This is a genomic window from Halopseudomonas salina, assembly GCF_008641105.1.
This window is the reverse complement of sequence record NZ_VTTI01000022.1, coordinates 1-12,932: the sequence shown is the minus strand read 5'-3', so window position 1 is coordinate 12,932 and position 12,932 is coordinate 1. Positions and strand designations below refer to the sequence as shown.

Below are 12,932 nucleotides of genomic sequence, written 5' to 3'. Positions count from 1 at the left end.
GCGCCCGCCGAGATCCATCTGGCCTGGCCAGCTCAGTGTCTCCACGCCCGTGGCCGTTGCCGCGCGGAATGCGTTGCAGTGGAACTCCAGGGCAATATCTTGCGTGGCCGCCAGCCGCCATGCCTTGGACAGCGGCAGGTTCTGGCCGGGCTCACCATCCTTGCTGAACTCAACACCCCGGGCGCGCAGCGCGCCGGCGAGCAGGTCCCGAAACTCCAGCACGATATCGGCCTCGGTATAGCCATTCCCCACAGCACCAGGGTCAGCGTCGGAGTGGCCGGCGCTGATGAAGAGTGTTCTCGTTTGCATGGGTTGCTCCTGAATTGCAGGCATAAAAAAGCCCGCCGAAGCGGGCACATATTGAGTCGGGTTCCGACCGATCAGCAGCCGGAAATAAAAAGTCACCCTAGCCGGAAGAAAGCATCCCGCTCTCGCCAATCTGAGGTACTTATGAACGAACACACACTCAAAAGGCTGATCCTCCTGACCAGGCTCCTCACCAGCCTCATCGAGCTTGCAAAGCACTTATTAACCATTGCACCCCTCATTCAGTCACATAGCGTCACCTGCTCCCTCTAAACGCAGGAGCACTCAGCATGATCTTTAAGAAAGCCACTACGATGTCGACTGGAATGGATCAAGACGCAAAAATTGACCGCGGCCTTCAGTCTGGAGACCGCGTCTTCGTGGAGTCAGACGAGCACCAAGGGCAAATCCAGATAACACTCAAATCACAATCAGGAGCCACCTGGGCCGGGCGAGTCAGCGGCTATTACCCGCCACTCGACGCCTCAGCAGAACCCCAAGACTGCGAGTGGGACAGCCTGCAGGATGTCGAGAAAGATCAGGTCATCCATCACGAATACGGAGGATAAGCCCAGCCGAACAGGCCCGGCTGCAGACCGCCTACGCAGCCGGGCTGCCCAGAATCAAACAGATTGATTTTCCTGCCTCATTCAATATGCTGTACATCCATACAGCATATTGACCAACACTATGATCTTTCTCGTTAGGCGCATGCGAGCCCAGGGCGTACCGCTCACCCCCGACCAACTACGAAAAGCAGAAGAGATCCGCGGTGACGTGCGCATCAACCACGAGAGCTGTGCACTCGGCCGCGCTTCCATCATCGCCATGCTGAAGGGCGCGATGCCGCTGAATGAACCGCAGATACCTGACCTACTGGACGCGAGCGCGCAATCCATGGCGCCCAACGCTTTTGTAATCTCCGGCATTGAGCTCGTCGACGGGGCGGCTTATGCTCAAAGCTGGCTGTGCCGGCCAGAATGAGATCCCGTTCGCAGACAACCGAGCCGGCCGATGGCATGCTCATGCTTTTTGAAAAGGAATTCAGACCATGTTTGCACTCACCCGCCGGATCGGCGAGCGCATTTATATAGGCGACAACGTGATACTTGAGATACTCGACACCGATGGCCAGTGCGCTCGCATTGGTATCGACGCCCCTAGGGAGATCCTTGTATTGCGGGAAGAGCTAATAATCTATGACGATTCGTCCGCATCGCCGAACCAGGACCAGCCGATTACTCAGGCAAAAGGCAAGATTTGACCACGGTCATGCCTTGACCCCGGTCAATCTGCTAGTCAGTTAGAAAAATTTCGTTTCAGCCTCATCTATGAATCGCTCGTAAAACTCGATCCCAAGCTTCCCTAGAATCCGAGGGTCAGCCGAGTTCAAAGGCTTTTCCAGATGGCTAGTTGGCGGGTTATACCACTTGCCGGAATTAACGACGCTTTTTACCAGAAGCCTGGAAGGATAGTGCGTGAGGGTTACAGGATCGCCCTCGTAATGGACAATCTCACCGTTCACTATTTCCAGCCTTTTAATATGGCCTGAGCCGTTCGGAAATCCGAGCCCTGTTCCGCCCGGCCTGTGCTCCGCAAGCTCTTGAATAGAGTGATTATCCGCATCCCGCGCCTGCTTCAGATAGCGAAGCAGCATGTCTTTTTTCCGTAGGTTTTGGGTTCTGCCTTGCCATGGCTGAAACTGATCCCGAACATGCTGACAACCTCTTTCAGCTTTGTTCCAACACTTCTCAAGACAGTTCAAAAGCTGTCTCCAATAGTCTTCATACTCTTCAAAACTTTCCGCATTACTCATGTGCTCGAGCGCATTTTTCGCCGCTCTCAGCTCTGCCCTTGCTGCTTTTAGCATGATTCGTCCACCCGTTTAATATCCAACGAGTATGGGTAGTGGCGAGCTTCAGCGCAAACCAGCCGCTGCAGGATGCAATTAAACCTCATCTGACCTCAACTGCTTGGGGACAACCTGTCCACAGCCCTGCATGCTAGGCTTGCAACTCTGCCACCGCATGGAAGCCCCGCATGAAACGTTTCAAGCTCGCCCTAGCCATTCTTGCCGCCGGTGCCGCACTGCTCGCGCCGATCGCCATCTACATCTGGCACTTTGGCTGGAGGATCACATCAGACCATGGGCAGTGGGCAGAGATGGGTTCTGCTATGGCAGGGATTTACGCACCACTGCTAGGCTTACTTACCCTTGGGATCCTTTGGCAGCAACACCAAACCCTTAAAGCTCAACACACCCTGCAACGGGAGCAGCAATCGTTCCTGCATGAGCAGCACGTACAAAACACGTCACGCGAAAGGCTAGACAATGTTCTTCAAACCCTGCTGAGACGTCTAAGCGAGCAAGACAGCAAGGATGTTATAGGGGCGTACCAGACATTCTCTGACTCAGATATAACCGAGGAATTAACCTCAGGATACAGCTACGGCAAAGCTCAGACGGAACTAACAACTCTATGGATCGCTACCTACAACTGCTTTGCCTTTTTCAAAACGACAGAAGACCCCTTGAGGCTTTGGTTCTATGGAGCCATGCGAGAAAAGATAATGGCTGAGATAGGCATGGCGACGTGCATTACACTGGACTTAATCGCGCTATTGCAAGAAGCCTCTATTTCCCATTACGAGTACTTTACAGAGCTCAACACCCATGTAGCCAAAAAAGCCGAGACCAAACCCGACCAGTTCCCTGCCCACACAAATGGCAATGCATGACCTCGGTCCTGTTTCAGCAACATCCTTTTTTGTCTACGATTTGATTTGATGGGAATGAATCTCTGGGGGACGGATTTCGAATCCGTTTGCACCCCCTATTCTGCGGGACTGCGATATGCTGCAAGGCCCTAGAACCGCATCTATCCTGATGATGCTATAGCGTGCTTAGGGGATTCTGGGGGAATCTATCGCACCAAATTTCCCCCAAGTCAGAGACGTGAACCCCGTCACTCCCCGCCCTACCCGCTTACGCTACTATCCCTGTGCCGTGTTCAAAGGCGGCATCCTTGTTGTGCCGGGTTAAGCAGTCCCGGTTTTTAGGCCTACCCCAGCGCCCGCCGCGCATCCTTCGCATCCATTCCATGCCCTACCATCGCATTGATCGCGAACTCACGGTCCCGATACGGCAGCCCCGGCCCTACGCCGATCTTGACGTGAACCTTGTACGCCTGCAGCTCCAGCTGGATGCGTGCCATCTTGATCCGGCACAGCGCGTTATGGGTCCATGGCCCGAACAGAGCAACGCCGAAGAACTTACGCGGCCCCCGGCAGCGTGTAGTCGATCCGGATCGCTTCAAGCTCTGCCATGGTAGTGGCCCGCCTTATCGCGTCATCAATCGCCTGCCGCCGCCCAACCAGAAATGCACTGGCCTGGGCGAACAACTGTACTTTGGCGACAGTGCGCTGCAGGTACTCCGCGCGCGGCACTCCGCGCACCTGGGCAGCAATGTCGATCCATGGCGTAGGTGCGGCATGGTCCGCCTGCCATGCCAGTGCCTCGGCCCGCTGCCGCTCCCAGCTGCTGATTTCGCTTGGCGGGTAGTCTGCGGTCAAGGCCAGCATGGCCTGCTCAAAAAGTGAGTTATTTTTTTCTATCGTTTGCGTCTTCATCGACTGAAATGGGCTGTACTGTGCTTGAGCCTGTTCAAGAGATTCTTGGGGCACATCAGCCACAAACAGAACATTTCCTGACAACCAGTATTTTTCAATATCTGGCTGGCCTGCTAATACGGCTATACCTGAACAGTGGTCAATATCGGTCAGTACGATGCTCGCCATCATTATCCTACCCTCGCCATCCAGAGCATCGGAGAAAAATCCAATACCATAACCTGTAAGGTACTGCCGGAATCTTGGAATGCCTGGCATGTGATGTAGTCTCCAGCCGCTAAAGTAACGACAGAACTACAAACAAGCCCAGTAGGAGCAGTGGGTACAGTTACAGGTGAAATATCTTGCCGCACTATGTCAGAGCTGCCGTTCTTCTGAACCCGGAGCACTCGACGTCCTGAACTGCTAGCCGACAAAAAGACACCCGCACCGATGATATATGCTCCGCCCTGGCCTGCCGGGACCGTAAGGCGTCCGGGATTTGACGCTGGATTATGTATCTCACCACCGGCTTCATGCACTGTGGTGTTTAGCGTGACCTCAGTGAATGTTCCGCTTGGAACACTTACGTTTGCCGAGTTGGTCGCTTTACCATAAACCGCAGTAAAACCACCGCCGCCACCGCCGCTACCCAGATCCGATAGCGCCGCCAGGTTTATCCATGTTACATCCCCCAAGTAACGCCACTGGAGGTGGGTCCCGTCGTTGCGAAGCTCGACTTCTCGTCCATCCTCTCCGGCAGGACCTGCGGAGCCTGCTGGGCCTTGAACACCTTGAACACCCTGCGGGCCCTCGGGCCCGGTCGGCCCGGTCGGCCCCACTTCGCCCTGGATGCCCTGCGGCCCGGCTGGCCCTTGCGGGCCTGATTCACCGTCTTCGCCCTGTATACCTTGCGGGCCCTGAATGTTTCCAGCATTGACCCAGTCAGAAGACGCAGTCGCCCACACCCAAAGGTCGCCATTGATGATATAGGCATCGCCTTGGATGCCTGTGCCGGGTAGCTCGGCGATCGAATCCAAACTACCCAGTATTGCGAGGCCCGCACCGGTTTCACCTTGCGGACCTTGCGGGCCAATCGGCCCCTCCGGACCTGGGGGGCCGGCTTCACCCTGCAAACCCTGAGCACCTGGCGGGCCTGCTGGCCCAACTGGTCCTTCCGGGCCCGGCAGACCCTGTGGTCCTGGCGCGCCCTGCGCACCATCAGCACCCGCCGGGCCCTGGGCCCCAGCCGGACCCATCGGGCCTGCTGGTCCGGCTTCGCCGGGCGGACCTTGAAACGGTGTGCCGTCTGACCATCCGCCACCAGCGATCCGGAAGTACAGCATCCCGTTGTCCGTTGCCAGGTACGAGAAGTTCAGATCCTCGCCGTCGTGTGCGGAGCGATCAGCGAGCAGCCCAGTGGCGTCGACCTGGAAGGCCGGGCCGGGTTCGCCTGCTGGCCCGGCAGGCCCACGGTCCCCACCAATCACAGCAAAGCCCTGACAGGTGGCCGGAGCAGTTCCTGCCGCAATGGCAGTCACCTTGCCCGCATAAACCCGCAGCACGTCAGTCGATCCCAGCTGCACGTCGAGCGTGTACTCGAGCGCGCTCCACTCCAGCGCCTCGGTCTGCTCATCGGTCAGCACCACATCTACCCAGCCACCCGCATCCACGGTCACCGGCAAGGTGCCCACAGCCGCGCCCTTCTCATACAGGGTCAGCTCTGCAGTGGCACCGGTCAGCGGCAGGGGTGGGTAGTACACGATCTGGCCGCCAGAGGCCTTGCTGCCAGTGGCATTGATGGTGCTGATCTCCAGCGTTTCGGCATCCACCATCCGCGCGAAGTGCGGCCTCTCCTGAGGCAGCGCACGGTTCAGGGCTGGCAACTGGCGGACCAGCTCGATCCAGATCGGCCAGTCGGTCGGCAGTCCGTGGTCTACGGTCAGGCGCAACGGGGCGGTGGGGCTGATGGTGGTGATATCGCGGTATTCGGGCGTCGGCTGCATGACGCGCAGAAGGGCACGGAAGGTCGCGCCCTTATGAATCACAAGTGCGAGCTGGGTAGGCTGCATGGGTGTCTCCGTTACTGTAGGCGGGTTGTTGCTCAGTTGGGTTGCGGGTCCGGGGGCGTCAGGGCAAACCACGCAGAGTCCGAGGTCAGTAGGAACAGGCCGAACGACACCTCGGTAGAGGCGCTACTCAATACAACTCGGCCATAGAAATAATCGCTGCTGGGAGTGATGACCAAGTCCCCGTTCAGGTCGTTACCGCTTTGAAATGCCGGCCCACCCAGAATAGAAATCGGCCCCCCGGTTAGTCGCAATCGAAGATCCCCAGCTTCGGCGCCGCCCGACACATACAGATCGAACGAATGACCCTGCCCCGCAGACGGGACAGGCAGATCCAAAACAACATCACCCAGGCCCATAAATACGCATACGTTGGCAGCGCCCGCGGGCACGGCAAAAGTACCGGCCTCCTCGTCTACCAAAATCGCAGGCGATCCTGCGGAGGCGCCGCCCTGCTGTATCAGCTCAGCAAATGCCGCCGTCACAGTGCAAGCAATTACGGTATCCGCCGCCCAGCTGCCAGGCGTGACAGTGCCCTCGCGAGCGCGTGAGCCAATCGTCAGCACCCCGCCACTCTTGCCGGTGATGCGCAGGATCTCAGGGGCGTCACCGTTCGGGTCAATCGTCAGGTCGTAGTAATCGCCAGAGGCAAACGTCAGCTTGTCCGCCTGGGCGGTGGGCACGGTCAGGGTGTTGTCTGTGCTGGCCAGGGGCGCGCTCAGCACAGTCGCCCAGTTGTTCGCGAATTTCTGCATGGTTATATCCAGTTGACGGGCGTGGGGGCGGCGATGATGATCTGCCCGGTTTTGGGGTTGTAGCTGCCGTACTGCAACAGGTTGGTTTCGGACCAGGTGCCGGTGCTGGTTTTGAGTCCGTCTGGCGTCAGGGCGCCGACATAGCTGCCGGCGGTGCTGGTGCTGCGCGTGCTGAGGCCCATGCAGTTGTTGCTGAACAGGTCGAGCAGGTACTGCACGTTGATTTCAGAGCCCAGCTGCGAGTCTTTCGGGCCAGCGAATACCTGCGCGATCGGGCGACGGCTGAGGTTGTCGCCGGTCAACAGCGCCCCAGGCGGCCTGCCTAGATTCTCCAGATCCTGGCCGCCGACCGTTGCTGTCTCGCTGCCCACCAGATACACATTGCTGACCACATCGCCAGACACGGTACTGGTCACGCTGCAGGGCAGCGGCTGAATCCAGTTCTGCGCAGCGCCCTCTGTTTCAAATACCGCATCCGTGTTGGCCACCCTGGTACCAGCCAACTGAGCCAGGCCCAATACCTCTATCTGAGTGGTGCCGTCTGTGCGCTCAACCTGCACGCGCTGGGTGGCGGTCTCCCACTGAAGGCCGTTGTTCGTAACCTGACTGACCAGCCCGAGGTGGAAGTAAACCGGCACCGGGGTTTCATCAGCAAAGCGCACAGCCCACATCCAGCGGTAATGCTCGGTGTACTCGCCGGCGCGGGGTACGTCCGTGCCGCCACCGGGCCCGGTCAGCACCTCGGTTGCAAAATCATAGGTCACGCGGTCGCCCACATACACCCCGTCTTCCGTCGCCGGGGAGCGCGCCACTTCAGGGCCCAGCACATAACCCAGGATACGGTTATCAATGGGCGGCTCGGTGAATATGCTGGCTGGCCGAATGTCCGCGATGTCATAAAGCAGGCTGACGTTCACCAACAGATCGGCGCCGGTACCCGTCACGCTGCACAGGTAGAAACGGTAGGGCCGCGGCTTCTTGTCCAGAGGTGAGACGTTGGCGCTTTGATACGCTGCCAGGGCCAACACGGCATGCCGGCCAGTGGAGCTGACGCTATGCAGGCGCAATACACCGTTGGCGGATGAGCGCAGGTCAGCAAACACCTTGGCCGCATCTGCCCCTGTTGCACGACCATAGCCCAACGCAAACCCCTGCACCTTCTCCTGCGGCTCTACATGCCACTCGCCAAAGCGCCGGGTAACAAACTCGCCCACCGTGTCCGAGGCACTCACCACCGCATTGCGGATATGAACACGCCAGCGGCTGCCGTCCTCGGCCTGGTAGATCCAGCCTCGCAGCGCCTGGCCGTACAAGCTGGCACCGGTAATCAGCGCCTGCCCGGCCCACCACTCGCCGCCAGGGGGCGCAACAGCCTCTTCTTCCGGTGTGATGGGGTCAATACCCGGCACGGTGATCAGATGGGTATCGCCGGGGCCGGCGTAAATGTCGGGGCCTACGGTGTCGATGGGTTGCGGGTAAGGTCGTGTGCTTTCATCAGTAAGGGTGATGGCGCCATTCGCGACGGGGCCATGCCAGGGCCACATCAACGCCCGCCTCATGGCGTAGGCTCTGGCGGGTGCGGATCAGCCAGCTGCACCTGGAACGGATTGCCGCCGCCGTCTGTCATCTGCAGCATTTTGATCTGCGGCAGCGCAAACAGGCCGTCACTGCTCAGTAGCGGGGCGTAGTATTCGCGCTGGTCGATGTCCAGTTCCTGCAGGGGGCCGGCAATGCCTCCCTGCCCGCCTGTGCCGGGCTGTTGGTTCACCTCGCTGTAACCGCGACGCTGGGGGATGCCGCCGCGGGGCTCTTCGCGCTTGAGTGTGGGGAGCGGCTTGCCAGGGTTGGCCATGTCGAGCAGGTTCTGTACCAGCTCGCCCGCCTTGCGCTGATGGCGAGCATCAAGTCGTTCCTGTATGCCGTCCGCCCGCGCATTGGTGCGACTGCTCAGGCCGTTGGAACGCGCGCTGAGGCGCTCACGAATGCCCGTGGATCGTTCAGTAGGGGTAGCCATTTATATCTCCAGCACATCAACAGGGGGCGCAACGCGGATAACTACGGCGCGCTCCGCGGTGATTTCGTCCCGCCATTGCTCAGGTATTTCCGGTGCGTCAATCGCAAAGCGGCGGGGGTAGCGATTCTCCGGAGGCCAGGTGCCAATCGAGTAGCTGCCGGCAAACCCGGGCATCTCCTCGTTATAGGGCGGGCTGGACGAATCCTTGATCAGTTGCGTGGGCAGCACCGGGTTGATGATAGGCGCTACCACGTCCACAAACTCCGGAGGATCTGGCGGGGCCAGCACATCAGCCACCGCTTCCGCCTCACCGCGGCTCACAGCCAGGGTGATGGTCAGCATGGCTGAGCCGGTCTCCTGGTCGCCTTCAGCGGTTAGCCCCACCACAACGCCCGTCGCAGTGGCGCGGTCAGCCAACCTGATGCCTTGGCCGATATCCACGTCCAGCGCATGGCCTAGTGGCACTTGCCAGCTCACGCGGTTACCCCGTTGAGCCTGCAGCAGCTGCGACCTGGCGCGAGCCAGCGCGGTGTTGATTGCCACATCAAGCCGGGGCTGATCGCGGCGCGGCAGCTGATCGATAGGCTCGTCGCCTGTTACCGCGGCAGGATTAGTGCGGCTGGACTCCCACAGCGCGTCCGCATCCGTGTCGGTATCCAGCACCACGCGGTCACGGGTGATGACCTCTCCCACCGCCGCCACGGCGGCCGCAACCTCCAACCGGAACCGGTAAGCCTCGACGGCGCGCTGGCTCCAGCGGAACGCCGTGGTGAAGTCAGCCCCCAACAGCAGATCAATATTTTTGTTGTACCAGGGCTGCGGCAGCTCTGGCAGGTCACCGGGCAAGCGGTACCAATCTGACGCGGTAATAAACCACCCTGCGCTCTCGACCGCGTCCGTCACCATTTGAATGTCAGGCAGCTCTGTACTGTCGGCACGCCATGCGTTAAAGCCGGTGATGCTGGTATTGCCGCCCGTCGCGGGGTTCAGCCAGCTATAGCTCTGCCCGCGCTCTCGGTACCGGGAATACCGGTAGTCCATCTCCAGCTCGACCACGTTGGTGGTGTCGCTCAGGCTGGCCAGCGATATATCCAGGCTCTGGTATGCCGTGCTGCCGGGGGCGAACTCATAGGCAGTGCCCGCCGGGTACCACTCCACAATGCGCGGCTGCCCGTCCCGCCCAGCGCACAGGCTGGCGGTGCGGGTGCTCAGTCGCTCCTGCGCGTACTCCCAGCGCGAACGTCCGGCGGTTTCTTCAAATACATCCACGGACCATTGGCCCGCTACCAGCGCGTCGATCAGCTCAATCGGCATGGCCTCGATGGTGTCAGCCAGGCGCGTGGTGGCCGTGCAGCTGAGCACGCGGGTGAGCACATCGAACTCGGGCTGCACCAGTGAGCCAGTGAAAAGCCGCACAGCCAACACCGGATCGCCCATCACCACAAAGTCCAGCGTCACGGCCATGCCGGCGTAATCCGCAATAGTCACAGGGTCCGGGCCAAGCCACAGATCAAACGTGGCTACCCGGTCGCCATCCTCTACGGCCTCGATCCGCATTGGCCCGGCCAGGGTGGCCGATACATCAACGCCCGCCAGCGTGGCGGCCCAGCGCCAGGTAAAGCTGCCACCTGGTTGGATGGTTATGGTTTGGCTATCGCTTACGGCAACAGAATTGAGCGGCGCGCTGTTGAGCGGGAGGCTGTTCAGCATGCGTTACACCTCAAGGCAGATCAGTTGCCAGTCATTGGTTCGGGTTTCACTGCTTTCAGTCGGGCGGCGGCAGCGCACGGTAAAGCGAGGCAGCCAGCCAATGCTGTACTGCACGGCATCCGCCACAGGCGTGATGGTTGCCACGCGACCATCCATGGTGACCGGCGTGCGCTGCTCGCGGCCATCCTCCAGCAGGGCATCGCACCACACCGGCGCATCGGGCCTCACCTCGGTGGTCAGCGTAGCTGTCAGGCTGGCCGTGTTCAGGCGCATGGCCTTGATGCTCCACAGGTCCAGGTCAGAGCGGAAGTCCACACCCTCAAGCCCCGCACCCATCAGCCCGCTACCACTGATCGAGATGCGCATCTTTTCCCAGTGCGACATCTCCACCAGCTTGCCCTCGCTCAGGCGCACGCTGGAGGTACCGCCCTCTGGCTCATAGGTCACGTTTGGCCAGCCGCTCTGGTGAGCTATTCGCACACCGCCCAGCATCAAGTGGTACATGCTCACCCCTTTCTCAGTTTCGCGAGCCGCACATAGGTGGCCAGTTCGTCCAGGCCGCCCTGCTGAAACCGCGCATTCACCTGCCGACCGTCCGGCAGGTATATAGCCGCGCCGGCGGAGAAGTCGTTCTCGGCGGCATCCATCGCGGCGGAGGTCAGGCCCATGTCATCCTGCGTGGCACGCAGCCCTTTCAGCACGCTGGCCAAGCGCTGGCTGGCATCAGCCGTGAACACCCGCTCGCCACCGCCAAAGGCCACCAGCTCCGGCCCGCGCTCACCCACCCAGGCAAGACCGGGCGGAGCGCTGGGGGTGCCAGTGGCATAGCCCTTGGGGTTGGTGGTGCGATCAGGCGTGAGATTCCACGTAGAAGACTCAGGCACCGCCAGCGTGGGGGTAATAACGAATGCATCACCCAGCAGCTTGCCCAGCTTGCTCAGTTGGTCTTCCAGGGTCTTGATCGCCTCCGGAGACATATACGGCTTGATCTCCAGATCGGTCAGATCCTTCAACTCTTGCAGCTCGGCCTTGATCGCCTTCAGCTTCTCGTCAGCATCGGTCTGCTGAAACTTGTTTGCGCTCAGCTCAATGTCCTGCAGCTCCTTCGCAAACCCGGCAAAGCCGTAAGTGTTCTCCCCGGCCTGCTGCAGCTCCAACAGCATCTTGAGTGCGGCCTGCGCTTGCCGTTGGGCGTCCTCATAGTCCCCGGCCTGCAGGGCGTTGCGGGCGTTCACCTTCAGCTTCTGGGCATTGCCATAGCTGGCCTCACCCGCCCCGCCACCGGCGAGCTGGTTCAGCGCCTCGGCATAGCGCTTCTCAATATCCAGGCGCTCGTCGCGGTACTTCTCCACGTCCTTGTTGGCATCGCGCTCAGCATCGGTCAGCTCTTTGATCTTGCCCTTGGCCAGCTCGACCATGTCGGTATAGGCTTTCTTCTTTGCCTCGGTGCCACCAACCACCGCAGCCGTGGAGCGCCTCTCGCTCTGCTCGAGCTGGTCGGCTACGCTGGACGCCGTCTCGCCAACCTGTTCATAGGTGCCGTCCCACAGCTTGGCAATCTTGCCCATCATCTCGCCAGTGGCCTGGGCGTTGTCTTCCCCGATCTGCCGCATGATGTCCGCAGCTTCGGTAAAGTCCCCTTTTGCTGCGGATACCGCGGCTGCTGCCGTACCACCAATGAATCGCCCCAGGGCGCCGAAGCCATCACCAGCGATGAGTACAGCGGTACCCAAAACCTTGATTACCGCGCCAAGCAGCGCGGCAACCCGGGTGGCGATCTTTCCCTCGCGCGATGTGTCAACCAAAACCCCGGTAAACATGTTCATCGCAGGGCCCAGCTCTGCGGTCAGTTGCTGCCCCAAGCCTTCAGACACAGCGCTCGCCGTATTAGCGGAACGCTCGAACGCCTTGGCGCCCTGCACCACGTCCTCACTCATCACCAGGCCAAGCTCTCTGGCCTGCTGTGCCAGGCGCTCATACTCTTTGCCGTTGTCGCGCAGCAGGGGCAGCAGCAACGCCGCATCACTGGCGATCGCCTCCATGTAGAACGTCATCTCGTTCTGCGAGACGTTGGCCTTCTCCAGGCTGGATACATACAGCTGCAGCGCATCCGGGCCGCTCAGATCGCGGAACTGGTCAGCCGTCACACCCACCTGCGGCGCGATGCTCTCGAAGAAGTCAGCCAGCGGCCCGCCACCGGTCTGCAGAAAGTCGCCTACCTTGTCGCGCACATCCTTGAAGATGTCGCCCAGCTTGTCCGCCTCGATGCGCAGACCTTTAGAAGCAAACGCCCAGCCCTGAAACTTCTCCGCAGTAGTGCCCGACAGCTCCGCCAGTCGCACCATCTGGCCGGTCGCCAGAGCGTTCTGCTTGTTTTTTAATGATACGGCGACCACCGAGAATGCAGCCAGCAGCGAAAGGCCTGCTTTCTTGGCCTTGGAACTGAACCGGTCCAGCTGGCTGTCTGCC

General features: G+C 60.2%; 15 protein-coding genes. 4 read left to right on the top strand and 11 right to left on the bottom strand.

The features are described 5' to 3' along the window. On the bottom strand, positions 1-309 hold a 309-nt coding region (locus tag FZF01_RS19130; protein ID WP_190325445.1), incomplete at its 3' end, for an N-acetylmuramoyl-L-alanine amidase. Positions 310-596: 287 nt separating this feature from the next. Between FZF01_RS19130 and FZF01_RS19125 the strand changes: the two genes are divergently transcribed. From FZF01_RS19125 to FZF01_RS19115, 3 genes are all read left to right on the top strand, one after another. After that, a complete protein-coding gene (locus FZF01_RS19125) occupies positions 597-875 on the top strand; it encodes a hypothetical protein (protein WP_150277503.1) in 279 nt (92 codons plus the stop codon). Between the two features lie 121 nt (positions 876-996). After that, positions 997-1,290, top strand: coding sequence for a hypothetical protein (locus tag FZF01_RS19120; protein WP_150277504.1), 294 nt, complete (start codon positions 997-999; stop codon positions 1,288-1,290). Between the two features lie 67 nt (positions 1,291-1,357). Continuing rightward, a complete protein-coding gene (locus FZF01_RS19115; RefSeq protein ID WP_150277505.1) occupies positions 1,358-1,570 on the top strand; it encodes a carbon storage regulator in 213 nt (70 codons plus the stop codon). Positions 1,571-1,609: 39 nt separating this feature from the next. On the opposite strand, the gene FZF01_RS19110 is transcribed toward FZF01_RS19115, so the two are convergent. Continuing rightward, complete coding sequence (locus FZF01_RS19110; RefSeq protein ID WP_150277506.1) at positions 1,610-2,176, bottom strand: hypothetical protein; 567 nt, start codon at positions 2,174-2,176, stop codon at positions 1,610-1,612. 170 nt (positions 2,177-2,346) lie between these two features. Between FZF01_RS19110 and FZF01_RS19105 the strand changes: the two genes are divergently transcribed. Next, a complete protein-coding gene (locus FZF01_RS19105) occupies positions 2,347-3,045 on the top strand; it encodes a hypothetical protein (protein WP_150277507.1) in 699 nt (232 codons plus the stop codon). A 323-nt stretch (positions 3,046-3,368) separates the two neighbouring features. Here the strand turns inward: FZF01_RS19105 and FZF01_RS19440 are convergent, their stop codons facing one another. The 9 genes from FZF01_RS19440 to FZF01_RS19435 all read right to left on the bottom strand — a co-directional run. Then, the gene (locus FZF01_RS19440) at positions 3,369-3,521 is read right to left on the bottom strand and encodes a hypothetical protein (RefSeq protein ID WP_188434290.1); all 153 of its coding nucleotides are present in this window, start codon (positions 3,519-3,521) and stop codon (positions 3,369-3,371) included. Positions 3,522-3,579: 58 nt separating this feature from the next. Beyond that, positions 3,580-4,194, bottom strand: a complete 615-nt coding sequence (locus FZF01_RS19100; RefSeq protein ID WP_150277509.1) for a hypothetical protein — start codon at positions 4,192-4,194, stop codon at positions 3,580-3,582. Next, positions 4,107-5,987 carry a collagen-like domain-containing protein gene (locus FZF01_RS19095; protein ID WP_150277510.1) on the bottom strand — a complete coding sequence of 627 codons (1,881 nt, stop codon included), beginning with the start codon at positions 5,985-5,987 and terminating at the stop codon, positions 4,107-4,109. Before FZF01_RS19095 ends, FZF01_RS19100 begins: the two co-directional genes overlap by 88 nt. Before the next feature lie 32 nt (positions 5,988-6,019). After that, the gene (locus tag FZF01_RS19090; RefSeq protein ID WP_150277511.1) at positions 6,020-6,739 is read right to left on the bottom strand and encodes a hypothetical protein; all 720 of its coding nucleotides are present in this window, start codon (positions 6,737-6,739) and stop codon (positions 6,020-6,022) included. 2 nt (positions 6,740-6,741) lie between these two features. Continuing rightward, complete coding sequence (locus tag FZF01_RS19085) at positions 6,742-8,283, bottom strand: hypothetical protein (protein ID WP_150277512.1); 1,542 nt, start codon at positions 8,281-8,283, stop codon at positions 6,742-6,744. Positions 8,284-8,294: 11 nt separating this feature from the next. After that, positions 8,295-8,753, bottom strand: a complete 459-nt coding sequence (locus tag FZF01_RS19080) for a hypothetical protein (protein WP_150277513.1) — start codon at positions 8,751-8,753, stop codon at positions 8,295-8,297. Beyond that, positions 8,754-10,463, bottom strand: coding sequence for a hypothetical protein (locus tag FZF01_RS19075; RefSeq protein WP_150277514.1), 1,710 nt, complete (start codon positions 10,461-10,463; stop codon positions 8,754-8,756). It lies immediately after the preceding gene. A gap of 3 nt (positions 10,464-10,466) precedes the next feature. Then, positions 10,467-10,967, bottom strand: coding sequence for a hypothetical protein (locus FZF01_RS19070; protein WP_150277515.1), 501 nt, complete (start codon positions 10,965-10,967; stop codon positions 10,467-10,469). Positions 10,968-10,969: 2 nt separating this feature from the next. After that, positions 10,970-12,932 (bottom strand): BAR domain-containing protein (locus FZF01_RS19435; protein WP_190325451.1); only part of this gene is annotated, 1,963 nt, incomplete at its 5' end.

Coding starts and splice junctions, on each gene's coding strand:
- FZF01_RS19105 (WP_150277507.1), top strand. CDS start 2,347: ATGAAACGTTTCAAGCTCGCCCTAGCCATTCTTGCCGCCGGTGCCGCA.
- FZF01_RS19125 (WP_150277503.1), top strand. CDS start 597: ATGATCTTTAAGAAAGCCACTACGATGTCGACTGGAATGGATCAAGAC.
- FZF01_RS19080 (WP_150277513.1), bottom strand. CDS start 8,753: ATGGCTACCCCTACTGAACGATCCACGGGCATTCGTGAGCGCCTCAGC.
- FZF01_RS19085 (WP_150277512.1), bottom strand. CDS start 8,283: ATGTGGCCCTGGCATGGCCCCGTCGCGAATGGCGCCATCACCCTTACT.
- FZF01_RS19440 (WP_188434290.1), bottom strand. CDS start 3,521: ATGGCACGCATCCAGCTGGAGCTGCAGGCGTACAAGGTTCACGTCAAG.
- FZF01_RS19115 (WP_150277505.1), top strand. CDS start 1,358: ATGTTTGCACTCACCCGCCGGATCGGCGAGCGCATTTATATAGGCGAC.
- FZF01_RS19090 (WP_150277511.1), bottom strand. CDS start 6,739: ATGCAGAAATTCGCGAACAACTGGGCGACTGTGCTGAGCGCGCCCCTG.
- FZF01_RS19100 (WP_150277509.1), bottom strand. CDS start 4,194: ATGCCAGGCATTCCAAGATTCCGGCAGTACCTTACAGGTTATGGTATT.
- FZF01_RS19110 (WP_150277506.1), bottom strand. CDS start 2,176: ATGCTAAAAGCAGCAAGGGCAGAGCTGAGAGCGGCGAAAAATGCGCTC.
- FZF01_RS19075 (WP_150277514.1), bottom strand. CDS start 10,463: ATGCTGAACAGCCTCCCGCTCAACAGCGCGCCGCTCAATTCTGTTGCC.
- FZF01_RS19120 (WP_150277504.1), top strand. CDS start 997: ATGATCTTTCTCGTTAGGCGCATGCGAGCCCAGGGCGTACCGCTCACC.
- FZF01_RS19095 (WP_150277510.1), bottom strand. CDS start 5,987: ATGCAGCCTACCCAGCTCGCACTTGTGATTCATAAGGGCGCGACCTTC.
- FZF01_RS19070 (WP_150277515.1), bottom strand. CDS start 10,967: ATGTACCACTTGATGCTGGGCGGTGTGCGAATAGCTCACCAGAGCGGC.